We start from the raw sequence: 25,870 nt of genomic DNA, 5'->3' as shown, positions 1-25,870 counted from the left end.
AGACTTGGCGCGTGCCTACGCTGGATTCACTCGACACGTGGCGCGATCTTCCCATCAAGCAGCAGCCGGCGTGGAACGACCCCGACGCCGTGGCTGCGGTGTCGGCCGAGATCGCGACGCTCCCGCCCCTCGTCTTCGCCGGTGAGGTGGACATCCTCCGCGAGCGCCTCGCGCGCGCGGCATCCGGGGAAGCCTTCCTCCTCCAGGGCGGTGACTGCGCCGAGACCTTTGCCGGCGCGACCGCGGAGAAGATTCGCAACCGCATCAAGACGGTGCTGCAGATGGCGGTCGTGCTGACCTATGGCGCCTCGATGCCCGTCGTGAAGATGGGCCGTATGGCCGGTCAGTTCGCCAAGCCCCGCTCGAGCGACACCGAGACGCGCGGCGACGTCACGCTGCCCGCTTACCGCGGCGACATCGTCAACGGCTACGACTTCACCGCCGCCTCGCGCCAGCCCGACCCCGCTCGCCTGCTCAAGGGCTACCATACGGCTGCATCGACGCTGAATCTCATCCGGGCGTTCACGCAGGGCGGGTTCGCCGACCTCCGCGAGGTGCACTCGTGGAACAAGGGCTTCGCATCCAACCCGGCGAACGCCCGCTACGAGGGCCTCGCGGGTGAGATCGACCGCGCCATCAAGTTCATGGAGGCGGCCGGGGCCAACTTCGACGAGCTGCGCGGCGTGGAGTTCTACACGGGTCACGAAGGCCTGCTGATGGACTACGAACGTCCGATGACGCGCATCGACTCGCGGACGAACACGCCGTACAACACGTCGTCGCACTTCCTCTGGATCGGTGAGCGTACCCGCGAGCTCGACGGTGCCCACGTCGACTACTTCTCGAAGATCCGCAACCCGATCGGCGTGAAGCTCGGCCCCACGACGTCGACCGATACCGCGCTCGCGCTGATCGACAAGCTCGATCCCGAGCGCGAGCCGGGGCGTCTGACCTTCATCACGCGCATGGGCGCCGGCAAGATCCGCGACGCCCTGCCGCCGCTGCTCGAGGCCGTGAAGGACTCGGGCGCGACGCCGCTGTGGGTCACCGACCCGATGCACGGCAACGGCATCACGACGCCCACCGGCTACAAGACGCGTCGCTTCGACGACGTCGTCGACGAGGTCCGCGGCTTCTTCGAGGCGCACCGCGCCGTGGGGACGTTCCCCGGCGGCATCCACGTCGAGCTCACGGGTGACGACGTCACCGAGTGCCTCGGCGGCTCGGAGATGATCGACGAGGCGACGCTCGCCACGCGCTACGAGAGCCTGTGCGACCCGCGCTTGAACCACATGCAGAGCCTCGAACTGGCCTTCCTGGTCGCCGAGGAGCTCGAGAAGCGCTGAGCTCCGGCTCACCGGAGCCCGCGAGAGCGCACATCTGCACGGTTGGGGGACCTCCCCACCGTGCGGATGTGCGCTCTCGCCGTTTCGGGCTGTGGAGAGCGCGGGATCAGCGGGATCGACGGGGGATCGTGGGCGGGTGAACCGTCGAGCTTCGCTGCCACAAGACATCGCCGGACAAGCGTTCGCCACGAACGAGGCGCGGGCGTTCGGCGTGAGCCGCGGCAGGTTACGGGCGGCCGACCTGCGGCATCCGCATCACGGGATCTACGCGGCGCTCGATGCCGGGGACGATGACGACACGGTCGGGCGCTGCCGCCTGCTCCTCCCCGCGCTCGGTCCGGAGCAGCTGTTCTCCGGGCGCACGGCCGCGGCTTTGTGGGGGATGCCGTTGCCCCGGGCCTCGACGCCGCCGATGCTCGAGGTGATCTCGGCGGGCGGGGGAGCAGCGATGCGGCGACCCGGCGTGATCGGATCTCGAACGGGACTCATCCTCGAACGCCGAGACGTCGACGGCGTGCCCGTCCTGTCGCCGACCGAGACGTGGTGCCGGGTCGCGGCCGGTCGGCAGCCCCTGGCCGGGCGATGGCTCGTCGCGACGGCCGACTTCCTCCTCAGCGGTCGGCGGGGCGAGCGAGGTCGCACGCGTCCTCTCACGACGCGCGCCGAACTGGAGGCGGCCGTCGTCGCCCGAGGAAGCGCGCGCGGAGCCCGGTCGCTGCGATCGGCGCTCGACCGCGCCCGCTCGCCGGTGGACTCGCCCCAGGAAACGCTCCTGCGTGTCGCGCTGGTCGACGCGGGGATTCCCGAACCGCAGGTGCAGGTCGCCGTTCGCACAGCTGCGGGCGTGCGGCATGCCGACCTCGGCTGGCCCGAGCAGCGTGTGCTGCTCGAGTACCAGGGGGACGAGCATCGCTCGTCGCGGCGACGCTGGCTCGAGGACCTCACGCGCGTGCAGCTTCTCGAGGATGCCGGCTACCGCGTCATCCTCGTCGGGTCCGCCGATCTCGACGACGGCGCCGGCGCGCTGGCCGCCCGCATCCGCAGAGCTCTCGCCTGAGGGGGCGTCGACGGCGAAGATGCGCAACTGCACGGTTCGGAGCCGTCGACACCGTGCGGATGCGCGTCCTCGCGGTCGCGGTCCCGGGAAAGGACGACAGGCTCAGCCGGTCGCGGTGATCTGCAGGGTGATGGTCGTGCCGCGCACGTGCTTGCTACCGCCGGCGGGGTCCTGGGCGGTGACTTTGGTCAGCCCGTCAGGCCAGATGTTCCACAGGGCCGAGAAGCTGACCTCGAAACCCGCGTCGCGCAGCGTCTTGGCGGCTGCATCGCGCGTCTGGCCGACGACGCTCGGCACGTCGAAAAGCGGGGGCCCGCTCGAGACGATGAGGGTCACGGTGTCACCCGGCCGCCAATTGCCTTCTTCGCCGCGGTCGTCGATGCCGATGACATCGCCCTTGGCGATGCGATCGCTCGACTGCGCGCGGGTGTCGCCCGACACCTCGAGGCCGACGTCGGTGAGGGTGGCGGTCGCCCGGTCGACGCTCTGGCCCGAGACGTCCGGCACGGCCCCGCGCGACACGAGCAGGCTGGCCGAGTCTCCCTGGCGGAGCGTGCAGCCGTCTGAGCAGTCCACGGGATCGCCGCCTCCGGCCGGGGTCGCCGAGACGCGGATGACGGTGCCGTCGGCGACATCCGGATCGAATTCCGCATCGGCATCGTTCGACACGGCGACGATGTTCTGCCGCAAGATCTCTCGAGCCGCCTGCTCGGTCTGGCCGGCGAGGGCCGGGATCGACACCTCCGCCGGTCCGCGCGAGATGACCACGGTCACGATCGCGTCGCGGTCGAGCCGTGCGCCGGGGTCGGGGTCGGTGCGGATCGCAAGACCCTCTGCGACGTCGAGGCTGTTCTCGCCGGCCTCCTGGGCCTGCAGGCCCTGTGCCGCGATGGCGCTCTGCGCTTCGGCGAAGGTCGTGCCGCGTACGTCGGGTACGGCGACGAGCGATCCCGGCCCGGAGCCGAACCACCATCCGGTGCCGCCGGCGAGAGCCGCGAGCAGCAGGACGATGGTGACGAGCCAGGCGCCCTTCGCCCGGTTTCGGCGGGTGAGGCGGCGCAGTCGCGTCGCGTTGTCGACGTCGGTGGTCACCGGAGGTGCCGTGAAGGTGCCGGGCATGACCTTCGTGAGCTCGCCCGATCCTTCGCCGTCGTCGTCGATGACGACCGCCGGCGCGCCGGAGGGGGCGGTGCGCACCACCTGAGGGAACACGCCGAGCTCGCGCTCGATCTCGCGCAGACGCTCGAGCATGACCTTCGCGTCGAGCGGACGCTCGTCGGGTTCGCGCTCGGTCGCCCACAGCACCAGCTCGTCGAGCTGTTCCGGGACGCCGGGGTTCTTCGCGCTCGGGCGGGGCACCGAGTCGGTCGCGTGCTGGTAGGCGATCTGCATCGGCTGCTCGCCCTTGTAGGGCTGCTCGCCGGCGAGCATCTCGTAGAGCATGATGCCGAGGGCGTAGATGTCGCTGCGGGCATCGGCGGTGCCCCGTGTCACGAGCTCCGGCGCGAGGTAGGCGATCGTGCCCAGGAGCATCTGCCCGGTCGCCGTGTTCGCCGTCGTCGCTCTCGCGAGTCCGAAGTCGCCGATCTTGATGCGCCCGTCCTCGGCAAGCAGCACGTTCTCGGGCTTGACGTCGCGGTGCACGATCCCGGCGCGGTGCGCGGCGGCGAGACCCGAGAGGATCGCGTCCATGATCGTGATCGTCTGGGGAATGGTCAGCCGCCTCTGCTCGCGCAGCAGCTCGCGCAGGGTGATGCCCGGCAGGTACTCCATGACCAGGTAGGCCATCTCGCCGTCCTGACCCTGGTCGAAGACGTTCACGACATGCGGGTCGGCGAGCCGGGCGGCGGAGCGCGCCTCCTGGATGAACCGGCTCTGGAAGACCGAGTCGTCCGACAGATGCCCGTGCATGACCTTCAGGGCCACGCGGCGCTCGAGTCTGAGGTCGGTCGCGACGTACACCGTCGCCATCCCCCCTCGGGCGATGCGAGCACGGACGCGGTACCGCTGGTCGACCAGTCGGCCGATCAGCGGGTCGGTCTGCTGGCTCATGCTCACGGAGCGATTCTACGGAGCGGATGCTGCGAGCCCGGGCAACGGCTCACCCCCGGACGTCTGCGACATGCTTCCCGATGCTTCGGAGTCAGCCGAGCGCGTCGAGCCAGCGGTATGCCTGCTGTTCCCATTCGCCGTAGCGGTCGGGGTACGCGGAGATCTGCACCGCCTGTGCGGCGTCGGTGAAGGAGAGGCCCTCCCAGCCCGGAACATCAAGCAGCCCCCGGGTCGCGGTGCCGTTGGGGTCGGCGGCACCGCCGTAGAAGGCCGCGATCGATCGCGCCGGGTCGCGGACCTGATCGGGGGTTCCCCAGCCGGTGCTCGGACGCTGCTGGAAGAGGCCGAGAGAATCCCGGTCGCCCCAGTCGAGGTTGCGGATCCACGACTCGACCATCGCCGTCGCGAGGGCGATCGCGATCCCGCGATCGGGCACGCCGCGTTCTCGGCCGACCTGGATGATGAGCCGTGCATTCGCGATCTGCTCTGCGTCGAGACCGAGGTCCGGGAGCGCGACGGTCGCGACGGCCGGCGTGGCCACGGCCCCGGGGATCACGAGTTGCTGTCCCGGGTAGATGATCGACGAGCGGTCGAGCCCGTTCGCGGCGAGCAGCGCATCGAGGCCCAGGCCGTGAGCGCTCGCGATCGCCGAGAGGGTGTCGCCGGCGGCGACGGTGTGGGCCGCGGCCGCGGCCGCGGCCGCGATCGTGGTCGCGGGAGTCGCCGCTGCGGGGGTGGCAGCCGGGGCCGCGCCGGCCGACGAGGGGATCGCGAGCGTCTGCCCGGGGAAGATCACGGCGCCGTCGTCGAGCCCGTTCGCGGCGAGCAGCGCACCGACGCCGATGCCGTGCGTCCGAGCGATCGACCACGGGGTGTCGCCGGCGGAGACGGTGTGGGTGCTTCCCTCGGATGCGTTCTGCGTGCCGGGCGTCACCGCGGGTGCCGCGGAGCCGGGGGAGTCCGCACTGAGTCGAATGCGGTCACCGGGGCGGATGACGGACGACCAGTCGAGGCCGTTCCACGCGAGGAGATCGACCGTGCGGAGCCCGTAGGCGGACGCGATCCGGCTGATGGTGTCGCCGAGGGCCACCGTGTGCTCGGCCGGCCGAGCGGAAAGCGGACGCGGCGCGCCGGCGGTCGCGGGCACGGCCCGGAACGAGGCGCCGGGCGCAGCATCCCGATGCGCGGTTTCGGCCATCGGCGCCGCGGCGGCAGGCTGCGCCGTCAGGCTCAGGGCGATGGACCCGACGACGGCGGGCGCGACGGCGCCGCGCAGGCGGGGGCGCGGACGGTGCGGGGGAGAGATCGAGTCGCGGCGCACGGAGGGTCCCTTCTCGGAGGTCTCCGAAACGCTGACATGTCGCTGTGAGAGGTGTCAACCGAAGTGACGACTGTGACTGGTGTGAAAGTGCCTGAACAGACGCCCCGCGGCTCCGGTGGGAGGTGAGATAGTGAAGGGGTGAGCACTCCCGAATACCCCGTCGTTCCCCTGTCCTGGCTGACGATGCCCGAGGTGGTCGACCTGACGGGCGAGACGCTCAGCCGCGTCCGTCGTCTCCTGGATGAGAATCACCTCATCGGGTCGCGTCGCGACGGCACGCTCCGCATTCCGGAGGCGTTCTTCCTCGACGGCGCGCCGCTCTCGTCGCTTCGCGGCACCATCACCGTGCTTCACGACGCCGGGTTCTCGGACGACGAGGCGATCGACTGGCTCTTCGCCACGGAGGACTCGATCGGCGCAGCGCCCATCGCCGCGCTGCGCGCCGGACGCAAGAGCGAGGTGCGCAGGGTCGCTCAGACCCTCGCCTGAGGCCGTCGCGGCGTTCGCCGCTCAGGCGCGGGTCAGGCAGACCGCCGGATCGCCGCGTCGGCGATCTCGCGGAGCGCGGCGATCTCCGGCTCCCCGATGGGTGCGTTCTCGAGCGCGGCATCGGCTGCGGTGGAAAGGCGATCGATCTCGCTCTCGAGGCGCCGGACCGCGCCGCTGTCCTCGATGACCTTCTGCAGTCGCGCGATCGTCGCCTCATCGAGCGTCCGGTCGCCGAGTGCCTCGTCGAGTTCCGCCCGACCGGCGTCATCCATCGCTTCGCGGGCGTACGCGATGAGAACGGTCCGCTTGCCCTCGCGGAGATCATCGCCGGAAGGCTTTCCCGTCACCGCCGCGTCGCCGAAGACTCCGAGGACGTCGTCGCGCAGTTGGAAGGCGAGCCCGACGGCATGACCGAAATCGGCGAGGGCCTCGCGTTGCGGCGGGGTGGCGCCGCCGAGCGCCGCGCCGATCAGAAGCGGCTGCTGCACGCTGTACCGGGCCGACTTGTACGAGGCGACGCGCAGAGCGCGCGCGGCGTGCTCGGCGTCGGGCGCCGTGGCCCAGGCCGCCTCTTCGGCGACGTCCAGGTACTGTCCGACGGTGACGTCACGGCGCATCGTCGCGTATTGGCGGCGCACGTCCGAGGCGTAGGGATGCCCGTCGATGGCGTCTTCGAGGAGGTCATCGCTCCAGGCGATCAGCAGATCGCCGAGCAGGATCGCCGCGGCGCGCCCGAAGGCGTCGGCGTCGCCCTGCCATTCGGAACCTCGGTGTCCCTCCTCGAGAGCCCGGTGAGCGGCGGGGCGGCCGCGCCGCGTGTCGGAGTTGTCGACGAGATCGTCGTGCACCAGGGCTGCCGCGTGGAAGATCTCGAGCGAAGCGGCGACACCCGCGATGTCGGTGCGTACGGCGGAGGCGCCGGCTGCCGCGTGACCCGCCGTCAGGAACCGGGCGCGCAATCGCTTGCCGCCGGCGACGGTGGCAAGGGCGCGGTCGACGAAATCGGCCGCTTCGGCCCCGAGATCGGCGACCTCGGCCCGCCGATCCGATGCGAAGCTTTCCAGTCGCTGGGAAACGGTCGAGATCGGGTCGGTGGAGCTCGTCACAGGCCTAGCCTAGTTCTCATCAGCGCGCGTAGAATCGGGCGCACCGGTACCCGAACAGAGGGGGATGCATGCCACTGTCAGAACAGGAGCAGCGGCTGCTCGACGAGATGGAACGCCATCTCATGCGCAATGAAGCAGACGTCGTCAGTGCTCCGCGCGAAGGTCAGTCCCTCAGCTACCGCAACATCGTCTACGGAGCGGTCCTCGTCCTCCTCGGCCTCGGCGGGCTGATCGCCGGTGTCTCGAGCAGCATCATCGCAATCGGCGTCGTCGCCTTCCTCGTGATGGTCGGCGGCGTCGTCCTGGCGCTGACGCCCTCTCGCAACGGGACCGCAAGCCGTCCCACTGCCACGACCGGCACGCGAAAGCCTGCTGCCCGGTCGTCGAGTTTCATGGATCGCATGAACGACCGATGGGATCGTCGCAACGGCGAACGCTGACGTATCCCGCTTCACCTTTAGAGCACCGACCTTCGGGTCGGTGCTCTTTTTTGTGCTCCGGGGGGAGGAACAGACGTCATTGCCATAGTGAAGTGGAGGAAAGTGGAGTAAAGTGGTGCGCACCGACGGGCCGGGAGGGGGTGGTGGAGCACCATGCTTCTCGGCACGCACACCCCCAAGCTCGACGAGAAGGGCCGCGTCATCCTCCCCGCCAAATTCCGCGACGACCTCGGCCCCGGTGTCGTCGTGACGCGCGGCCAGGAGCGGTGCCTCTACGTGTTCAGCACCGTGGAGTTCGAGCGCGTGTACGAGCGCATCCGCGAAGCGCCCCTGACGAACAAGCAGGCCCGTGACTTCCAGCGCATGTTCCTGTCCGGCGCGAGCGCGGAGAAGCCCGACAGCCAGAACCGCATCACCGTCCCACCGCACCTGCGCACCTACGCCGGGCTGGGGCGCGAACTGGTGATGACCGGTGTCGGCGCGCACGCCGAGATCTGGGATGCCGACGCCTGGAACGCCTACGCCGCCGGCAACGAAGACGCCTACTCCGACATGGAGCAGGAGGTGATCCCCGGACTCTTCTGACCCGTGGCCGTGATCCTCAGCCGCTGGCCCTGACGCACTTCCCCGGTGTCAGGTCGCAGCGGAGGGGGATCAGGGCTCCGGGGCCGTCCCGCCACGATCATGACGAACGACGACATCCACACCCCCGTCCTGCTCGACCGCTGCGTCGAGCTGCTCGCCCCCGCCCTGCAGCGCGAGGGCGCCGTCGTCGTCGATGCCACCGAGGGCATGGGCGGTCACTCCGAGGCGCTTCTCGAGAGGTTCCCGGGCGTGCGGCTGGTCGGGCTCGACCGCGACACCGACGCACTCCGCATCGCGGGGGAGCGCCTCGCCCGGTTCGGCGACCGCGTCGCCCTCGTGCACACCGTGTACGACGGCATCCGCGAGGCGCTCGACTCCCTCGGCATCCGCCGCGTCGACGGCATCCTGTTCGACCTGGGCGTGTCATCGCTGCAGCTCGACGAAGCGGACCGCGGATTCGCGTACGCGCAGGACGCGCCCCTCGACATGCGGATGGATCAGACCGCGGGAACGACCGCAGCCGACATCCTCGCGACATACAGCGAGGGCAACCTGCGTCGCATCTTCGAGCGCTACGGCGAGGAGAAGCTGGCCGGGCGGTACGCGCGAGCGATCATCGAAGCCCGCGGCCGTGCTCCGCTCACCCGTTCCGGCGAGCTCGTCGACGTGCTCATCGCCGCGACGCCGGTCGCCGTGCAGCGCGATCGTGCGGGACACCCCGCCAAGCGCGTGTTCCAGGCGCTGCGCATCGAGGTGAACGCCGAGCTGGCGGTGCTCGAGCGCGCGCTTCCCGCCGCGCTCGAGGCCCTCGCCGTGGGCGGACGCATCGTCGTGATGTCCTACCAGTCGCTCGAGGACCGCGCGGTCAAGCGCGTGCTGGCCGAGGCATCGTCCTCGACCGCGCCCAGCGGTCTGCCGGTCGAGCTGCCCGAGCACGCGCCGCGGTTCCGACTGCTGGTCCGAGGCGCGGAGCTGGCATCCGAGGAAGAACGTGAACGCAATCCCCGCGCGACGCCGGTTCGGCTGCGCGCGGCGGAACGGATGAGGGAGGCCTCGTGACCGCCGACAACACCGCCCGCATCCCCTCACCGCTCGGCGACGACTTCTTCGCGAGCGTCCCCGGCCGGCTCCCGCGCGAGGGTGAGCGCGAACGCCAGCGCGATCTGCGGCTGGTCACCGGCGCCGCGCGCCGCCGCCGCCCCCGCATGCTCTACGGCATCATCGCCGTGTCGGGTGCCGTTCTCATCGGTGCAGTCCAGATGGGGCTGTCGATCCTCACCACGCAGACCTCATACGAGATCTCGGCGCTCTCGCAGCAGCAGCGTCAGCTCACCTGGCAGAAGCAGATCATCCAGGATGACCTCGCCGGGCTCGCCTCGCCCCAGTACCTCGCGGCGAATGCGACGGCACTGGGTATGGTCATCGCCGAATCGCCGAGCTACTTGCGGCTCAGCGACGGCGCCGTGTTGGGCTCGGCGAGTGCGGCCGGATCGCACTCGAACGTCGACGCCCTCGGTCGCGCCGCCGTGGCGAACTCGCTCGTCGCCGGGGTTCCGCTGGTGACCGACCCCGCCGCGAGCCTCGAGAGCGGCACGAGCACGGACGAGCTGGTGGGCGCCGATCATGCGACACCCCCGCCCATCGCAGACGGATTGCCCGCCCCGAGCACACACTGAGAACCATGACGACACGAGCCACCCGCAGTCCGCGCCGCCGTACGGTCGTCGCACTCCTCGTCGTCCTGATCGTCGTCGTCTCGTTCATCGTCCGGCTCGTCGACATCCAGGTCGTGAATGCCGACGAGCACGAGGCGGACGCACGCAACCTCGCGATGGAGGCCGGGACCGACCTGTTCGGCACGCGCGGCGACATCACCGACGCCAACGGCGCGACGCTGGCCACGACGACCTCCGTCTACGACGCGAAGATCGACCCGAAGCTGGCGGTCGAGGGAATCAAGCGCAAGAGCGACGACGGACAGACCATCACGGTCACGTGGCCCGAGCTGGCAGCCGAGATCGCCGCTGTCACCGGGCAGGACGCCGCCGAGGTCGAGAGCATCGTCACGACCGCTGTCGCCGCCGACCCGGACTCGCGTTTCGCCTACCTCGAGCGGGGGATCTCCACCGAGCAGTATCGTGCCCTCGCCGACCTCAAGCTGCCCTTCGTCGGCTTCGACCCTCACCCGCACCGCACCTACCCCGACGGTGCCGTCGCGGGCAATGTCATCGGCTTCGTCGGCTCGGACGAGACGCCTCTCGAGGGGATGGAAGCCCTGCAGAACTCGTGTCTGCAGAGCAGCGACGGAAAGATCCGCTACATGCGGGGTCTCGACGGCGTCGTCATCCCCGGCACCGAGGTCGAGGACCCGGCACCGGTCAACGGCGGGACGCTGCAGCTCACGATCGATCGCGACCTGCAGTGGTACATGCAGCAGCTGATCGCCGAGCAGACCCAGAACCTCGGGGCGGAGAGCGGGTCGATCCTCGTCGTGGAGGTCGCAACCGGCAAGATCCGCGCCGCCGCCGAATATCCCAGCGTCGACCTCAACGACATCGCGGCATCCGATCCCGCGGACCGGGGCAGCCGCCTCTTCCGCGACTCGTACGAGCCGGGCTCGACGTTCAAGCCAGTCACGGCGGCGACCGCGATCGAGGCGGCCGGCCTGACGCCGCTCTCCACCGCATGGTCACCCGACCGGATGGAGTTCCCCAACGGCGCCGTCGTCAACGACTCGGAGCACCACGAGGCCCAGAACCTGACCCTCACCGGGGGACTCGTCACCTCGTCGAACGTCGCTCTGTCGCAGTTCGGCTCGCAGGTCGACCCGGAGACCCGGCTCGAGTACCTGAAGAAGTTCGGTGTCGGTGAGGGAACGGCGCTCAACTGGTCGGGGGAGCCGAAGGGCACCTACATCCCGACCGACCAGTGGGACAACCAGACCTACTACACGACGACGTTCGGTCAGGCGTTCACCGTCACGGCTCCGCAGGTGGCATCGGTCTACCAGACGATCGCCAACGGCGGTGTGCGTGAGCCGCTGAGCCTCGTCGAGTCCTGCACGGCGTCCGACGGCACGGTCACCAAGCCCGATCTGCCGGAGCCGGTGCGTGTCATCAAAGAGAGCACCGCGACCCAGGTCAGCGAGATGCTCGAGAACGTCTTCGCTCAGGGCACGCTCGCCGATGACATCGCGATCCCCGGATACCGGATGGCGGGCAAGACCGGTACCGCTCAGAAGGTCGACCCGAACACCGGTGCATATAAGGACAACCTGTACTACACGTCGCTGGTCGGCTACGCACCCGCCGACGATCCGAAGTATGTTGTCCTGACGGCATTCGACGAGCCGAAGACCCTGCGTCTGTCGGCAGCCAACCGGCCGGCGTTCCAGAAGGCCATGACCCAGGTGCTCAAGCACTACCGGATCATGCCGTCCGACTCGCAGACGCCACTGCTCCCCGTGACCCAGTGATGCGCGTGAGCGCGTCCGAGGATTGAACATGATCTCCCTTCCGTTGTCCGATATCGCCCGGGTGCTCTCCGGCACCCTCCACGTCGCCGGCGGCGACTATCCCGACACCCGAGTCGGGGGGACGGTCGACACGGACTCGCGGAACATCGGCCCGGGCGACCTCTTCGTGGCCAAGCCGGGCGAGGCCACCGACGGCCACCTCTTCGTGCCGGCGGCCGCCGAAGCCGGAGCCGCGCTCGCGATCGTCGAGCACCTCGTCGATGCCGACATCACGCAGATCGTCGTCGCCGACGCGGTGACGGCACTGGCCGACCTCGCTCGGGAGGTGGTCGGACGCGTGCGCGCGACGGGTGATCTCCGTGTCGTGGGGATCACCGGCTCCAACGGCAAGACCACGACGAAGAACCTCCTCGCGCGCATCCTCGAGAGCGAGGGACCGACGGTCGCGCCGCGGGCATCGTTCAACAACTCCGTGGGTGCTCCCTTGACCATGCTCCGCGTCGCCGACGACACCCGCTACCTCGTCAGCGAGTTCGGTGCCGACGGTTCGGGTCAGATCAGGCGTCTTGCGGGCCTCGTGACCCCGGACGTCGGAGTGGTGCTCATGGTCGGCATGGCCCACGCCGGCGGCTTCGGCGGCGTCGAGGCGACGCTGAAGGCCAAGACCGAGCTGGTCGAGGCGGTCCGCCCCGGCGGCGTGGCCGTCCTCAACGCCGACGACGCGCGCGTCGCGACGATGGCGGCAGTCGCCGAAGCGCGCGGCGTGCGCGTCCGCTGGTTCGGACGGGGCGCCGCAGCCGAGGTGCGAGCGGACGACGTCGAGGTGGACGCGTCGGGGACGACCTGCGTCGTCGTCGTCGGAGATCAGCGCATGCCGTTGCGGCTCCGGGTGCTCGGCGAGCACCACGTCATGAACGCGCTGGCTGCCATCACCGCCGCTCTCGAGCTGGGTGTCGCGCTCGAGGATGCCGTCGAGCGACTCGAGACCGTCGAGATCGCCGAACGCTGGCGGATGCAGCCGCTCGGGTCGGACTCGGTGCGGATCATCAACGACGCCTACAACGCGAGCCCCGACTCGATGGCCGCAGCGCTGCGCACCCTCGCGCAGATCACGCAGCCGGGCGAGCGCAAGGTCGCGGTGCTGGGCGCGATGAGCGAGCTCGGCGAGTTCGCGGGCGATGAGCACGACCGGGTCGGCCTGCAGGCGGTCCGTCTGCGGATCGAGCGGATCGTCGTCGTCGGCGCCGAAGCGCGTCGGCTCTACCTCGCCGCCGTCGGCGAGGGGTCTTGGGACGGCGAGGCGGTGTTCTTCGCGGACGCCGACGCCGCCTACGACTACCTGATCGAGGAGCTGCGCGCCGGTGACCGCGTGCTCGTGAAGTCGTCGAACTCCGCCGGACTGCGGCACCTCGGTGATCGTCTGGGAGAATTCTTCTCGTGAGATCCCTGCTGACGGCCGCGACGATCTCCCTCGCGTTCACACTCTTCCTGACCCCCCTGTTCATCCGGCTCTTCGAGAAGCTGGGCTGGGGTCAGGTCATCCGCACGCCCGACGACGCGACCAACCCGAGCCACCACGCCAAGCGCGGGACGCCCACGATGGGCGGCATCATCTTCATCATCGGCACGATCGTCGGCTACCTCGTCGGCACGCTGACCGGTGGCGCGCCGCCGTCGATGTCGGGTCTGCTCGTCATCTGGATGATGGTCGGGCTGGGAATCGTCGGATTCATCGACGACTACATGAAGGTCCGCTCGCAGCGAAGCCTCGGGCTCTCCGGATGGCGGAAGGTCGCCGGACAGGTCATCGTGGCCGTCTCGTTCGGAGTCCTCGCCCTGCTCGTGCCCAACGACGGCGGTGAGCCGGTCGGGCGCCCCTTCATCTCGCTGTTCCGCGACATCGACTGGCTGTCGTTCATGGCGCTGGGCGGTGTCGCCGGCTGGCTCCTGTACCTCGCATGGATCTCCTTCCAAGCCGTCGCGTGGTCCAACGCCACCAACTTGACCGATGGTCTCGACGGGCTCGCGACCGGCGCGGGCATCTTCACGGTGTCCGCGTACAGCCTCGTGACGTTCTGGCAGTTCCAGCAGCGGTGCGCCAGCGGCGCGCTCGTGCCGGCATACGAGGCCGCGTGCTACACGACGAACGATCCGATGGACCTCACGATCATCTCTGCGTCCTTCGTGGGCGCGCTCGTCGGGTTCCTCTGGTGGAACGCGCCGAAGGCCAAGATCTTCATGGGCGACGTCGGATCGATGGCAATCGGCGGCGTCATCGTCGCCATGGCCGTGCTCTCGCGCACCGAGCTGCTCGCGGTCATCATCGCCGGCGTCTTCATCATCGCCCCCGGCTCGGTGATCCTCCAGCGGTACTACTTCAAGGCGACCGGCGGTAAGCGCCTCTTCCTCATGAGCCCGTTCCACCACCATCTCGAGATGCGCGGGTGGCCCGAGGTGACGATCGTCGTGCGGATGTGGATCATCGCCGGGATGCTCGCCGTCGGCGGCGTCGGTCTCTTCTACGTGGCCTGGCTGGCGGCGGTATGACCGCGCGCCTGCACGACCTGACGAGCTGGAACGCCGACTGGCGCGGCCTCCGCGTCGTGGTCCTCGGACTCTCGGTCACTGGTTTCTCGGTGGCCGACACCCTCGCCGAACTCGGCGCTGACGTCCTCGTGGCCACAGAGGGAGCGGATGCCGAATACGTGCGGCTCCTGCCGGTCATCGGCGTCGCGCTGCATGACGGCTCGCTGCAGAGCGTCCCCGACGCCGTGGCGGCTCACGCTCCCGACGTCATCGTCGCCTCGCCCGGGTTCCCGCCGCATCATCCCGTCATCCGATGGGCGCGCGAGAGCGGCATCGCCGTGTGGGGCGACATCGAACTGGCATGGCGCGTGCGCGACAAGGTCGTCCGCCCCGACGGACGCCCAGCCGACTGGGTGCTCATCACGGGCACGAACGGCAAGACCACCACGACGCAGCTCACGGCCGCGATGCTCGCCGCCGGGGGACTGCGTGCCGCGCCCTGCGGCAACATCGGCGTGCCGGTGCTCGACGCGGTCCGCGATCCGGGAGGTTTCGACGTCCTGGTCGTCGAGGTGTCGAGTCACCAGCTCTGGTACCTGGGACTGGCCGAAGGCCCCGATCGGCTCTCGCCGCACGCGAGCGTCTGCCTGAACCTGGCGGACGACCACCTCGAGTGGCACGGCTCGTTCGCCGCCTATCGCGACGCCAAGGCCGTGGTGTACGAGAACACCCGCGTCGCCTGCGTCTACAACAAGGCGGATGTCGCCACGCGTGAGATGGTCGAGGAGGCCGAGGTCGTCGAGGGCTGCCGCGCCATCGGCTTCGACCTGGGCGTGCCCGGCCCGAGCGATCTCGGCGTCGTCGACGGCATCCTCGTCGATCGCGCCTTCCACGAGGATCGGCGCGCTTCGGCTCTCGAACTGACGACGGTCGCCGAGCTCGCGGCGCGAGACCTCGCGGCTCCGCACATCGTCGCGAACATCCTGGCCGCTGCCGCGCTCGCACGATCCCTGGACGTCGAGCCGGCCGCCATCCGCGCCGCCGTCCTGGCGTTCCGCCTCGATCCCCACCGGATCGAAGTCGTCGCCCGGGTGGCGGGCGTGACCTGGGTCGACGACTCCAAGGCGACCAACCCGCACGCCGCGGCGTCGTCGCTTGCCGCCTTCCCGGGCGCGATCTGGGTCGTGGGCGGCCTTCTCAAGGGTGTCGACATCTCCGCGCTCGTCGCCGGGCGCGGCGCGGCGACGAAGGCCGCCATCGTCATCGGTGAGGACCGCACGGCCGTGCTCGCCGCGTTCGCGCGACACGCCCCGGCGGTTCCGGTGATCGAGGTCGAGGCGACTCAGACTGAGGATGTCATGGCACGGGTCGTCGAACTGGCGGCCGAGGTCGCGGGTGCCGGAGACGTCGTCCTCCTCGCTCCCGCAGCCGCCTCGTTCGATCAGTTCGCCTCCTACGCAGACCGCGGTCGCCGCTTCGCGGACGCCGTGCGCGAACGGATCGGAAGGGGAGACGGTGACCACGACGCCGAGCCGCCCGACGCCGCCACCGACGAACCTCGCTGACGACGGCCCGGCGCGCAGCGGGTTCGCCGCACGCGTGTCACTGGGGCGCGTCTTCGCCCCGGTACCCAGCGAGTTCCTGCTGCTCGCGTCGACCGCTCTCATCCTGACCGGCTTCGGTCTCGTGATGGTCCTCTCGGCCACGATGGCGACGGCGAACGCGAGTCCGTTCGAGACGGTTCTCAAGCAGGCGGTTTTCGCGCTCCTCGGCATCCCGCTCATGTTCATCGCGGGCCGGATGCCGCTGCGGTTCTGGAAGCGCATCGCGTGGCCGGCGCTCGGCCTCGGCATCGCGCTGCAGCTGCTCGTCTTCGTCCCGGGTCTGGGCGTCCACAACGACGGGAACACGAACTGGATCTCCCTGTTCGGGTTCCAGGCGCAGCCGTCGGAGTTCCTCAAGCTCGCGCTCGCGATCTGGCTGGGGTTCGTGCTGTACCGCAAGCAGACGCTCCTGTCGAAGTGGCAGCACGTGTTCATACCGGTGGTGCCCGTCGGCACGCTCGTGATCGGCACCGTCATGGGCGGACACGACCTGGGGACGGCGATGATCCTCATGGCGATACTTCTCGGCTGCCTCTTCTTCTCCGGCGTCAAGCTGCGCCTGTTCGTGATCCCCCTGATCCTCGTCGTGGCGGCCGCCGCGGTGTTCGCGGTGACGAGCCCCAACCGCATGGCTCGAATCATGAGCTTCCTCAACGTCGATTCGACCGACTGCTACTTCGCCGACGCGGGCTCGTGCTACCAGCCGCTCCACGGCGTCTGGGCCCTCGCGAGCGGTGGGATCTTCGGGCTCGGTCTGGGCAACTCCCGCGAGAAGTACCAGTGGCTGCCGGCCGCGGCGAACGACTACATCTTCGCGATCGTGGGGGAGGAGCTCGGGCTCATCGGCTGCGCCGTCGTGCTCGGTCTGTTCGCCCTCTACGCCGTCGGCGCCTTCCACATCATCCGAAAGACCAACGACCCGTTCGTGCGCATCGTCGCGGGCGGCATCACGATCTGGATCGTGGGCCAGGCTCTCATCAACATCGGCGTCGTGCTGCGCGTCTTCCCGGTCCTCGGCGTCCCGCTGCCGTTCATGTCTCAGGGCGGCACCTCGCTCGTCTCCGGACTGCTCGCCACGGGAGTGCTGCTGTCGTTCGCGCGAACGCTGCCGGTGCGCGTGCCCGCGCTCGACGTGGCCTCGGGGGCGCGCCCGGCGCGGCCGGTGCCCGCTCGGGCCGGGTCCGCCCGCCGGTAGGCTCGTTCCGGTGACCACCTACCTTCTGGCGGGCGGCGGAACAGCGGGACACGTGAACCCGTTGCTCTCCGTCGCCGACGAACTCCGCGCCCGACGTCCCGACGACACCGTTCTCGTGCTGGGTACGCGCGAGGGCCTCGAGTCGCGTCTGGTCCCCGAGCGCGGGTACGAACTCCTCATCGTCGATAAGGTGCCGTTCCCGCGTCGTCCGAACGGTGCCGCGGTCCGGTTCCCCGCTCGCTGGCTGCGGGCGGTCGCGCAGGTCCGCACCTACATCCGCGAACGCGGCGTCGATGTCGTCGCGGGATTCGGCGGCTACGCGGCCGCCCCGGCCTACGTCGCCGCACGCCGGGAGGGCGTTCCCTACGTCGTCCACGAGGCGAACGCGCGTCCCGGCCTCGCCAACGTCCTCGGAGCGCGGAAGGCCGCCGCGACCGGCAGCGTGTTCGAAGGGACGCCGCTTCGCGGTGCTCAGGTGGTCGGGATGCCGCTCCGCCGCGAGATCGTCGACCTCGATCGCTCAGCGCGGCGCGACGAAGCCGCGGCCGCCTTCGGTCTCGACCCGGCGCGCCCGGTCGTCCTGGTCTTCGGCGGCTCGCTGGGGGCACGCCGGCTCAACGAGGCGCTCACGGGTTCGTGGCGGGACATCGTCGATGCCGGCTGGCAGGTGCTGCACGCCGCGGGGGAGCGCAACGAGGTGTCCGAGGCGCCGTCGCCCGACTACCGGGTCGTCCCGTACCTCGATCGGATGGATCTCGCGTTCGCTCTCGCGGACGTCGTGGTCTCGCGTTCGGGGGCGGCGACCGTGAGCGAGGTCAGCGCGCTCGGCATACCGGCGGTTTACGTCCCCTATGCCGTGGGCAACGGCGAGCAGGCGCTGAACGCCGCGGGAGCGGTTCGAGCCGGTGCTGCGCGCACCATCGACGACGCCGACTTCACGCCCGACCGCGTGCGCTCGGAGGTCGTTCCCCTGCTGAGAGACCGTGACGAGCTCGACCGGATGCGGCGCGCTGCCGCGTCGATCGGCATACGCGACGGGGCGGCCAACGTCGTGGAACTCCTCGACGCGGCGCAGCGACGCTGAGGGCGTGGCGGGCGGTCCTCTCAGCCGGGCGACCTAGACTTGACGGGTCATGATCAGACCCGACTTGAGCCTCCCGATCCCCGCCGACATCACCGCCGCGCACTTCATCGGCATCGGTGGATCGGGCATGTCCGGCCTCGCCGGGATGTTCCTCGACCGCGGCATCCGCGTCTCGGGCTCCGACCGTGCCGACAGCCCCGCGATGCGCGCGCTCGCGGCCCGCGGAGCCGATGTCCACGTCGGACACGACGCGGCACACCTGCCCGACGACGCCGACACGGTCGTCCACACGGGAGCGATTTGGCCCGAGAACCCGGAGTTTCTCCTCGCCAAGGAGCGCGGGCTGCACGTCATCCACCGTTCGCAGGCGCTGCACTGGCTCATCGGCGGCCGCCGGCTCGTCTCGGTGGCCGGAGCACACGGCAAGACGACCTCCACCGGCATGATCGTCACGGCGCTGCGCGGTCTCGGCACCCGTCCGACCTTCGTCAACGGCGGCGTCATCGCTGATCTGGGCGTCTCGAGCGCGACCGGCGACGACGATGTCTTCGTGATCGAAGCGGACGAGTCCGACGGCACCTTCCTGCTCTACGACACCTCGATCGCGCTCATCACCAACGTCGATCCGGATCACCTGGACCACTGGCAGACGCGCGACGCGTTCTACGACGGGTTCGTCCGCTTCGCCGACGGTGCCCGCGAAGCCGTCGTCATCTCGGCCGACGACCCCGGTGCGGGCCGCGTCGCGGCGGCACTCACGCACCGGCGGGTCATCACGTTCGGGGAGGCTGCCGACGCGGACGTGCGGGTCTCGGACATCGTGACCGACGGTCCGGTGTCGTTCTCGCTCACCGGAGGCGACGAGACGGTCCACGGGCGCCTCTCGGTGCCGGGCGCCCACAACGCGATCAACGCCGCGGGAGCCGTGGCGGTGCTGACCGCCCTCGGGTACGAGCTCGAGCGCGCGCTGCGCGCTGTCGAGGGCTTCGGGGGCACGGCGCGGCGCTTCGAGCTCCACGGGGTCACGCGCGGTGTCAGTGTGTACGACGACTACGCCCATCACCCGACCGAGGTGGCGGCGGCGCTCTCCGCAGCACGGACGGTCGTGGGGGACGGGCGCATCATCGCCCTTCACCAGCCGCACACCTACTCGCGGACCCAGGAGATGTTCCGCGAGTTCGCCGACGTCCTCGAGACGCATGCCGACCACACCGTCGTCCTCGACGTCTACGGGGCCCGCGAAGACCCGGTTCCCGGCGTCACCGGCGAGCTCGTCAGCGGCGCGTTCGCCGACGCCGGCCGCGTGCACTTCGTCGCCGACTGGCAGGAAGCGGCGGACTACACGGCCGGTGTCGCGCGCGACGGCGACTTCATCGTCACTCTGGGCTGCGGGAACGTGAACCTGATCATCCCGCAGGTGCTCGACGCGCTCGCCCGGGCGGAGGACTAGTCGGTGCGCCGCCCGAGTCCGCTGCCGCCCTCGTCACGGCCCGTCGGCGGTCAGGACGGCGCAGGCGCATCCGCGAAGCGTCGCGCCCCTGCGGGGCAGGACGCGGGCGACGGGACCGCGGTCGCCTCACCGGACTCGACGCGGACCGAGCCCGTCGAGGAACTGTGGCACCAGCGCGGCCGCGACTACGGAATCGCCCCGATCATCCCGTTCGACCCTCCGGCGCGAGCGGAGCCCACGACGCCGCCTCCGGATGCCGCGGACGCCGACGCCGCGGATCGCCCGCTCACGGCGCGCGACCTCTGGGGCGCCGCGCGTGCGCGTCGGCGTGCGCTCCGCCGCGAGGTGCGGCGCTTCACGGCACGCCAACGCCGGCGCAGACGCATCTGGCTGGTCTCCGCGGGCGTGCTGGTCGCGCTCGTCCTCGGGTCGATCGGTGCCGCCTACAGCCCGTTGTTCGCCGTCGAGCGCATCACGATCGTCGGCACCTCGCAGCTCGATGCGGCGGCCGTGGAGACGGCGCTGGCGGGTCAGGTGGGCACGCCGATGCCCCTCGTCGACGAGAGCGCCGTCAAGGCGGCGCTGGTCTCGTTCCCGTTGGTCGAGTCCTACAGTCTCGAGGCCAGGCCCCCGCATGAGCTGGTGGTGCGCATCGTCGAGCGGACGCCGGTGGGCGCCGTGCAGGGCGAGGCCGGCTACACGCTCGTCGACGCGGCCGGGGTCGCCCTCTCGACGACCCCCGAGCCGCCCGCGGGACAGCCGCTCCTCGAGGTCGAGGGCGGTCTGTCCTCCAGCACCTTCGCCGCTGCAGGCCAGGTGTTCCGATCCCTGCCGGATTCGCTGCGGTCCCAGGTGACCGTCCTGTCGGCGACAACGCCCAACGACGTGACCCTGACGCTCGCCGACGGCCGTTCGGTCGTCTGGGGCGGGCCGTCTGATTCCGGCAAGAAGGTCCAGGCACTCGAAGCGCTGATGAACGCGCGAGCGGATGCCTCCGGCTACGACGTCTCGTCGCCGCAGGCGGCCGTCGTCCGCTGAGCCGCCGCCGATCGGCTCCGCGCGGGCCAGGCGCCACGACGGTCTGCGCGCCCTTGTTCGAAGCCGAGAAACGCGGGATGTCGCGACACGCCGCTCACGTCCGCCGGGTGAGTCCATGAGTGCGTAGCTTCAACTCAGGAATTGCATACCCGGCAATTCTTTAAACCTCTACGTGAGGTTGAAGGTTTACGAGCAGGGTTCGGGACGAGATGGAGGCCGGCATGAGCCAGAACCAGAACTACCTCGCGGTGATCAAGGTCGTCGGTGTGGGCGGTGGCGGCGTCAATGCCGTCAACCGGATGATCGAGCTGGGGCTGCGGGGTGTCGAGTTCATCGCGGTGAACACCGACGCGCAGGCGCTCCTCATGAGCGACGCAGACGTCAAGCTCGACGTCGGCCGTGAGCTGACGCGCGGGCTCGGTGCCGGCGCCGACCCCGAGGTCGGACGTCGCGCGGCTGAAGACCACGCCGAAGAGATCGAGGAGGCGCTCGCGGGTGCCGACATGGTGTTCGTCACCGCCGGCGAGGGTGGTGGAACCGGCACCGGTGGCGCGCCCGTCGTGGCGCGCATCGCGAAGTCGATCGGCGCGCTGACGATCGGTGTCGTCACGAAGCCCTTCTCCTTCGAGGGTCGTCGGCGCCAGAGCCAGGCCGAGGCCGGCGTGTCGAAGCTCAAGGAAGAAGTCGACACCCTCATCGTCGTCCCGAACGACCGCCTGCTCGAGATCAGCGATCGCGGCATCTCGATGGTCGAGGCCTTCGCGACCGCCGACCAGGTGCTCCTCGCCGGTGTCCAGGGCATCACCGACCTCATCACGACCCCGGGTCTCATCAACCTCGACTTCGCCGACGTCAAGTCGGTCATGCAGGGAGCCGGTTCGGCGCTCATGGGCATCGGCTCCGCCCGCGGCGCCGATCGCGCGATCAAGGCCGCCGAGCTCGCCGTCGAATCGCCTCTGCTCGAAGCCTCGATCGAGGGAGCCCACGGTGTGCTGCTCTCGATCCAGGGTGGCTCGAACCTCGGGATCTTCGAGATCAACGATGCGGCTCAGCTCGTCAAGGAGGCCGCGCACCCCGAGGCGAACATCATCTTCGGTACGGTCATCGACGACACGCTCGGCGACGAGGTGCGCGTGACGGTCATCGCGGCAGGGTTCGACGGCGGCGAGCCGCAGGCTCGCATCGAGCCGATCGCGGCCGCGCGTCCGTCGGCGCCGCCGGTCCTCCCCGAGATCCCGGCTGAGGAGGCCGCGGCATCCGAGCCCTCCGAGCGCCGCGAGGCCAAGGAGACGGTGCCGGTGTCGGCCAAGAGCGAGTCATACGACTCGGTCTTCGGCGATGACGACCTCGACATCCCCGACTTCCTGAAGTAGGCCGATCGCCCCATGCCGGACCTGGCCGAACGGCTCGCCGACGTCGACGCCCGCATCGCCGCTGCGATGCGGGCGTCGGGTCGCGCGCCCGACGAGGTGACCCGCATTGTCGTGACCAAGTTCCACCCGCCGGAGCTCATCTCTCAGCTCCATGACCTCGGCGTGCGCGACGTAGGGGAGAACCGGCAGCAGGAGCTCAGCGCCAAGCGCGCAGCGCTTCCGGCGCTCGATGGGATGCGCTGGCACTTCATCGGTCAGGCGCAGACCAACAAGGCGCGCGCGGTGCGAGCGGCGGCGGATGCCGTCCATTCCGTCGATCGCTCACGCATCGCGGACGCGCTGCACAGCGCCGATCCCGAGGGGGAGCCGCTCGACGTGCTGGTGCAGGTGAACCTGACCGACGACCCCGGTCGTGGCGGCGTCGCGCCTGCCGGTGTCGAGTCCCTGACAGCGCACATCGTGGAGCACTGCCCGAGCCTGCGCGTTCGCGGCGTCATGGCCGTCGCCCCGCTCGGCGAGGAGCCCGCATCGGCCTTCGCCCGTCTCGCGCAGGCGTCGGACGTCTTGCGCTCCGTCGCGCCCGACGCGACCTGGATCTCCGCCGGGATGACCGGCGATTTCGTCGAAGCGATCTCCGCCGGTGCGACACACCTGCGGATCGGATCGGCAATCACGGGACCGCGCCCGGACCGCGGATAGCCTCGGAACAGACGAGCAAACGGAGGATGCGATGTCGAACCCGCTGAAGAAGACCATGGTTTACCTGGGCCTCGCAGATGAGGAAGAAATGTACGAAGAGCCGCAGGCCGAGCAGCAGGCCCGCCGTGACAAGCCTGTCGAGAAGCCGGCCGCGCCGGTGACCCCCCTGCACCGGCCGGCGGTCGTGCGTCAGCCCACCACGGGCACCGTCAGTGAGATCCTGACCGTCCACCCCAAGCAGTACCGCGACGCGCAGGTCATCGCCGAGAACTTCCGCGAGGGTGTGCCGGTGATCATCAACCTCTCGCAGATGAGCGACGCCGACGCGCGCCGGCTCATCGACTTCGCGAGCGGTCTGTCCCTCGGCCTCTACGGCCGCATCGAGCGCGTGACGAGCAAGGTGTTCCTGCTCTCGCCCGAGAACATCGCCGTCTCCGGCGACGGCGCTGTGGCTCAGGCTGAGCCTGAGGCGGCGCCGTTCGCGCAGTGACCTGACGTGGATGTCGTACGGCTGCTCGCCGCACTCGTCTACTTCGCTCTCCTGCTGTACATCCTCGTTCTGTTCGTCCGACTGATCCTGGAGTACATCCCCCTGTTCAACCGGGAGTGGCGCCCGAGGGGATTCACCCTCGTGCTCGCCGAGGTCGTCTACACGATCACGGACCCCCCGATCAAGACACTGCGCCGCGTCATCCCTCCGATCAGACTCGGCGTCATCGCAATCGATCTGGCATTCCCGCTCACCATGCTGGCGTGCTTCATCCTGCTGTCGATCACCCGCGTGATCGCCTTCGCCTGAGGCGGTCGCGGCGGGATCGTCGCGGCCGCGAAGGCGTCGGACTATGCTGGGTGGGTACGGCCCGCTGCGGCGGGTGCCGGCTGACCGGCCCGCGTCGTGAGCCCTGAAAGAGGACAACACCATGGCTTTGACCCCTGAAGACGTCGTCACCAAGCAGTTCCAGCACGTGCGTTTCAAGGAAGGATTCGACCCCGACGAGGTCGACGACTTCCTCGACGAGATCGTCGTGGAATGGCGCAAGACGATCGCCGAGAACGAAGAGCTCAAGGCGAAGCTCGCCGCTTACGAGTCGGGTGAGACCCCCGCCGCCGCTTCCACCGACGACGCCGTCGTCGAGGAGGTGCCCGCGCCGGTTCCGGCCGTCGAGCAGCCTGCCCCGGCCGGCGACATGGCCCCGGCCGCCGCATCCGCCGGCATCATCGAGCTGGCGCAGCGCCTGCACGACGAGCACGTCGCCGAGGGCAAGGCCCAGCGCGACAAGCTCATCGCCGACGCGCAGGCCCAGGCCGCATCGATCATCTCCGAGGCAGAGGCCCGTGGCCGCGATGAGGTGGCGCGCCTCGAGGCCGAGCGCGTGTCGCTCGAGGGTCGCATCTCCGAGCTGCAGCAGTTCGAGAAGGACTACCGTGGTCAGCTCCGGGGCTTCATCGAGAGCAAGCTCCGCGACCTCGACACGACCGGCGTCTCGGCCGGCGCGTAATCCTTGGCGTCGCGCAAGCGTCTGAACGGTCCGGCGGCCGGTGCCCTCGTCGCGATTCTCGCGGCAGTGGTGCTGGCCGCCGACCAGTTCACGAAGTACCTCGCCCTTGAGAACCTGCCGTATCAGCGGGAGGTTCCCGTCCTCGGCGAGTTCTTCCAGCTCTATCTGACGAAGAACCCCGGCGCCGCGTTCTCGCTCGGCACAGGCGTGACCTGGCTCTTCACGCTCGCGCTCGCGGCCGTCGCCGTCGTCGTGATCGTGCTCACGGTCCGCCGGGTCCGTGCGCGGTCGTGGGCCATCGTCCTCGGTCTGCTCCTGGGAGGCGTGCTCGGGAACCTCACCGACCGCCTGCTGCGTGAACCCGGATTCCTCGTCGGGCACGTCATCGACTTCATCCATACCCCGTGGATGTGGCTGTGGTTCCCCTCGGCGATCTACAACGTCGCCGACATGTTCATCGTGACGATGATGATCTCCGTCGCCGTACTCGTCGTCGTCGGCATCCGCTTCGACGGTTCGCGCGAGCGCCGAAACGCCGACGACGCGGCGGACGAGCCGACTGCCACGGTCACGGATCGCTGAGATGCCCCAGCGCGCACTGCCCGTTCCCGATGGACTCGACGGTGTCCGTGTCGACGCCGCACTGGCCAAGCTGCTCGGATTCTCGCGCACCTTCGCCGCAGAGGTGGCGACCGCGGGCGGGGTGACACTCGACGGACGCACGCTCGCGAAATCCGACAAGCTCGTCGCAGGCGCATGGCTCGATGTGTTCTGGGAAGAGCGTGCCGAGGCGCAGATCGTCCCGGTCGCTGTACCGGACCTCGGCATCGTGTACGACGATGACGACATCGTCGTCGTCGACAAGCCCGCCGGTGTCGCTGCACACCCCTCGCTGGGGTGGGACGGGCCGACCGTGCTCGGGGCGCTTGCCGCCGCCGGCTACCGCATCGCCACCACCGGCGCCGCCGAGCGCCAGGGCGTCGTTCACCGGCTCGATGTCGGCACGAGCGGGCTCATGGTGGTCGCGAAGAGCGAGCGGGCCTACATCGCCCTCAAGCGCGCATTCAAGGAGCGCGAGGTCGAGAAGATCTACCACGCCGTGGTCCAGGGGCACCCCGACCCGCTCGCCGGCACGATCGACGCTCCGATCGGACGCCATCCCTCGCACTCGTGGAAGTTCGCCGTCACCCCGGCGGGCAAGGACTCGGTCACCCATTACGAGACGCTCGAAGCGTTCCCGGGTGCCTCGCTGCTCGAGATCCACCTCGAGACGGGACGTACGCATCAGATCCGCGTGCATATGGCCGCGCACCGGCATCCGTGCGTCGGGGACCCGCTCTACGGAGGCGACCCGACGCTGTCGGCTCGCCTCGGACTGACCCGCCAGTGGCTGCACGCGCATCGGCTCGCCTTCGACCATCCGGTGTCGGGGGAGTGGTCGAGCTTCACGTCGCCTTACCCGGCCGACCTCGCGCGGGCTCTCGAGACGCTCAGGGGCGACTGACCCGCCGGCTGGCGTGCGCCGGCCCTC

At 69.9% G+C, this 25,870-nt stretch carries 25 protein-coding genes; 22 read left to right on the top strand and 3 right to left on the bottom strand.

Features of this window, described 5'->3' with window-relative positions:
- Positions 1 to 11: 11 nt before the first annotated feature.
- Positions 12 to 1,346: a class II 3-deoxy-7-phosphoheptulonate synthase gene (locus MTS1_RS03790; protein ID WP_023951577.1), complete on the top strand. Its 1,335-nt coding sequence runs from the start codon at positions 12 to 14 to the stop codon at positions 1,344 to 1,346.
- 136 nt (positions 1,347 to 1,482) lie between these two features.
- On the top strand, positions 1,483 to 2,403 hold the full coding sequence (locus MTS1_RS03785) for a hypothetical protein (protein ID WP_023951576.1): 921 nt from the start codon (positions 1,483 to 1,485) through the stop codon (positions 2,401 to 2,403).
- A 102-nt stretch (positions 2,404 to 2,505) separates the two neighbouring features.
- Here MTS1_RS03785 and pknB read toward each other — a convergent pair whose 3' ends face one another.
- Both pknB and MTS1_RS03775 read right to left on the bottom strand, forming a co-directional pair.
- Positions 2,506 to 4,461, bottom strand: a complete 1,956-nt coding sequence (gene pknB / locus MTS1_RS03780; RefSeq protein ID WP_023951575.1) for a Stk1 family PASTA domain-containing Ser/Thr kinase — start codon at positions 4,459 to 4,461, stop codon at positions 2,506 to 2,508.
- 85 nt (positions 4,462 to 4,546) lie between these two features.
- Complete coding sequence (locus MTS1_RS03775; RefSeq protein ID WP_023951574.1) at positions 4,547 to 5,776, bottom strand: LysM peptidoglycan-binding domain-containing protein; 1,230 nt, start codon at positions 5,774 to 5,776, stop codon at positions 4,547 to 4,549.
- Between the two features lie 183 nt (positions 5,777 to 5,959).
- Here MTS1_RS03775 and MTS1_RS03770 point away from each other — a divergent pair, with 183 nt between their 5' ends.
- Entirely contained in the window at positions 5,960 to 6,265 is a 306-nt protein-coding gene (locus MTS1_RS03770) for an Rv2175c family DNA-binding protein (RefSeq protein WP_052007748.1), read from the top strand.
- A gap of 32 nt (positions 6,266 to 6,297) precedes the next feature.
- Here MTS1_RS03770 and MTS1_RS03765 read toward each other — a convergent pair whose 3' ends face one another.
- Positions 6,298 to 7,371, bottom strand: a complete 1,074-nt coding sequence (locus MTS1_RS03765) for a polyprenyl synthetase family protein (RefSeq protein ID WP_023951572.1) — start codon at positions 7,369 to 7,371, stop codon at positions 6,298 to 6,300.
- A gap of 68 nt (positions 7,372 to 7,439) precedes the next feature.
- On the opposite strand from MTS1_RS03765, the gene MTS1_RS03760 reads away from it, so the two are divergent.
- The 19 genes from MTS1_RS03760 (at position 7,440) to MTS1_RS03670 (ending at position 25,843) form a co-directional block, all read left to right on the top strand.
- Entirely contained in the window at positions 7,440 to 7,811 is a 372-nt protein-coding gene (locus tag MTS1_RS03760; protein WP_023951571.1) for a DUF3040 domain-containing protein, read from the top strand.
- 153 nt (positions 7,812 to 7,964) lie between these two features.
- Positions 7,965 to 8,396, top strand: a complete 432-nt coding sequence (gene mraZ / locus MTS1_RS03755; RefSeq protein ID WP_023951570.1) for a division/cell wall cluster transcriptional repressor MraZ — start codon at positions 7,965 to 7,967, stop codon at positions 8,394 to 8,396.
- Positions 8,397 to 8,495: 99 nt separating this feature from the next.
- Complete coding sequence (gene rsmH / locus MTS1_RS03750) at positions 8,496 to 9,455, top strand: 16S rRNA (cytosine(1402)-N(4))-methyltransferase RsmH (RefSeq protein ID WP_023951569.1); 960 nt, start codon at positions 8,496 to 8,498, stop codon at positions 9,453 to 9,455.
- Positions 9,452 to 10,072 carry a hypothetical protein gene (locus MTS1_RS03745; protein ID WP_023951568.1) on the top strand — a complete coding sequence of 207 codons (621 nt, stop codon included), beginning with the start codon at positions 9,452 to 9,454 and terminating at the stop codon, positions 10,070 to 10,072. Before rsmH ends, MTS1_RS03745 begins: the two co-directional genes overlap by 4 nt.
- A 5-nt stretch (positions 10,073 to 10,077) precedes the next feature.
- Positions 10,078 to 11,871 carry a penicillin-binding protein 2 gene (locus tag MTS1_RS03740; RefSeq protein WP_023951566.1) on the top strand — a complete coding sequence of 598 codons (1,794 nt, stop codon included), beginning with the start codon at positions 10,078 to 10,080 and terminating at the stop codon, positions 11,869 to 11,871.
- Between the two features lie 28 nt (positions 11,872 to 11,899).
- Positions 11,900 to 13,312, top strand: a complete 1,413-nt coding sequence (murF, locus tag MTS1_RS03735; protein ID WP_023951564.1) for a UDP-N-acetylmuramoyl-tripeptide--D-alanyl-D-alanine ligase — start codon at positions 11,900 to 11,902, stop codon at positions 13,310 to 13,312.
- Complete coding sequence (mraY, locus tag MTS1_RS03730; RefSeq protein ID WP_023951562.1) at positions 13,309 to 14,418, top strand: phospho-N-acetylmuramoyl-pentapeptide-transferase; 1,110 nt, start codon at positions 13,309 to 13,311, stop codon at positions 14,416 to 14,418. Before murF ends, mraY begins: the two co-directional genes overlap by 4 nt.
- Positions 14,415 to 15,962: a UDP-N-acetylmuramoyl-L-alanine--D-glutamate ligase gene (gene murD / locus MTS1_RS03725; RefSeq protein WP_023951560.1), complete on the top strand. Its 1,548-nt coding sequence runs from the start codon at positions 14,415 to 14,417 to the stop codon at positions 15,960 to 15,962. The genes mraY and murD overlap by 4 nt, the downstream gene beginning before the upstream one ends.
- Positions 15,913 to 17,196, top strand: coding sequence for a putative lipid II flippase FtsW (ftsW, locus tag MTS1_RS03720; protein WP_023951558.1), 1,284 nt, complete (start codon positions 15,913 to 15,915; stop codon positions 17,194 to 17,196). The genes murD and ftsW overlap by 50 nt, the downstream gene beginning before the upstream one ends.
- 10 nt (positions 17,197 to 17,206) lie before the next feature.
- A complete protein-coding gene (locus MTS1_RS03715) occupies positions 17,207 to 18,280 on the top strand; it encodes a glycosyltransferase (RefSeq protein WP_023951556.1) in 1,074 nt (357 codons plus the stop codon).
- Positions 18,281 to 18,329: 49 nt separating this feature from the next.
- The gene (murC, locus tag MTS1_RS03710; RefSeq protein WP_036304613.1) at positions 18,330 to 19,730 is read left to right on the top strand and encodes a UDP-N-acetylmuramate--L-alanine ligase; all 1,401 of its coding nucleotides are present in this window, start codon (positions 18,330 to 18,332) and stop codon (positions 19,728 to 19,730) included.
- A gap of 3 nt (positions 19,731 to 19,733) precedes the next feature.
- Positions 19,734 to 20,768: an FtsQ-type POTRA domain-containing protein gene (locus MTS1_RS03705; protein WP_023951551.1), complete on the top strand. Its 1,035-nt coding sequence runs from the start codon at positions 19,734 to 19,736 to the stop codon at positions 20,766 to 20,768.
- 221 nt (positions 20,769 to 20,989) lie between these two features.
- Complete coding sequence (gene ftsZ / locus MTS1_RS03700) at positions 20,990 to 22,141, top strand: cell division protein FtsZ (RefSeq protein ID WP_036304959.1); 1,152 nt, start codon at positions 20,990 to 20,992, stop codon at positions 22,139 to 22,141.
- 12 nt (positions 22,142 to 22,153) lie between these two features.
- A complete protein-coding gene (locus MTS1_RS03695; RefSeq protein WP_023951547.1) occupies positions 22,154 to 22,840 on the top strand; it encodes a YggS family pyridoxal phosphate-dependent enzyme in 687 nt (228 codons plus the stop codon).
- Between the two features lie 31 nt (positions 22,841 to 22,871).
- A complete protein-coding gene (locus MTS1_RS03690; protein ID WP_023951545.1) occupies positions 22,872 to 23,330 on the top strand; it encodes a cell division protein SepF in 459 nt (152 codons plus the stop codon).
- A gap of 6 nt (positions 23,331 to 23,336) precedes the next feature.
- Positions 23,337 to 23,639, top strand: a complete 303-nt coding sequence (locus MTS1_RS03685) for a YggT family protein (protein WP_023951543.1) — start codon at positions 23,337 to 23,339, stop codon at positions 23,637 to 23,639.
- 121 nt (positions 23,640 to 23,760) lie between these two features.
- On the top strand, positions 23,761 to 24,339 hold the full coding sequence (locus MTS1_RS03680; RefSeq protein ID WP_023951541.1) for a DivIVA domain-containing protein: 579 nt from the start codon (positions 23,761 to 23,763) through the stop codon (positions 24,337 to 24,339).
- Positions 24,340 to 24,342: 3 nt separating this feature from the next.
- On the top strand, positions 24,343 to 24,921 hold the full coding sequence (gene lspA, locus MTS1_RS03675; protein ID WP_023951539.1) for a signal peptidase II: 579 nt from the start codon (positions 24,343 to 24,345) through the stop codon (positions 24,919 to 24,921).
- Between the two features lies 1 nt (position 24,922).
- Positions 24,923 to 25,843, top strand: a complete 921-nt coding sequence (locus MTS1_RS03670) for an RluA family pseudouridine synthase (RefSeq protein WP_023951537.1) — start codon at positions 24,923 to 24,925, stop codon at positions 25,841 to 25,843.
- The last annotated feature ends 27 nt before the right edge of the window (positions 25,844 to 25,870 follow it).

Source organism: Microbacterium sp. TS-1 (assembly GCF_000509385.1).
Classification (GTDB): Bacteria; Actinomycetota; Actinomycetes; order Actinomycetales; family Microbacteriaceae; genus Microbacterium; species Microbacterium arborescens.
This window is presented reverse-complemented; position numbering and strand designations above follow the sequence as displayed.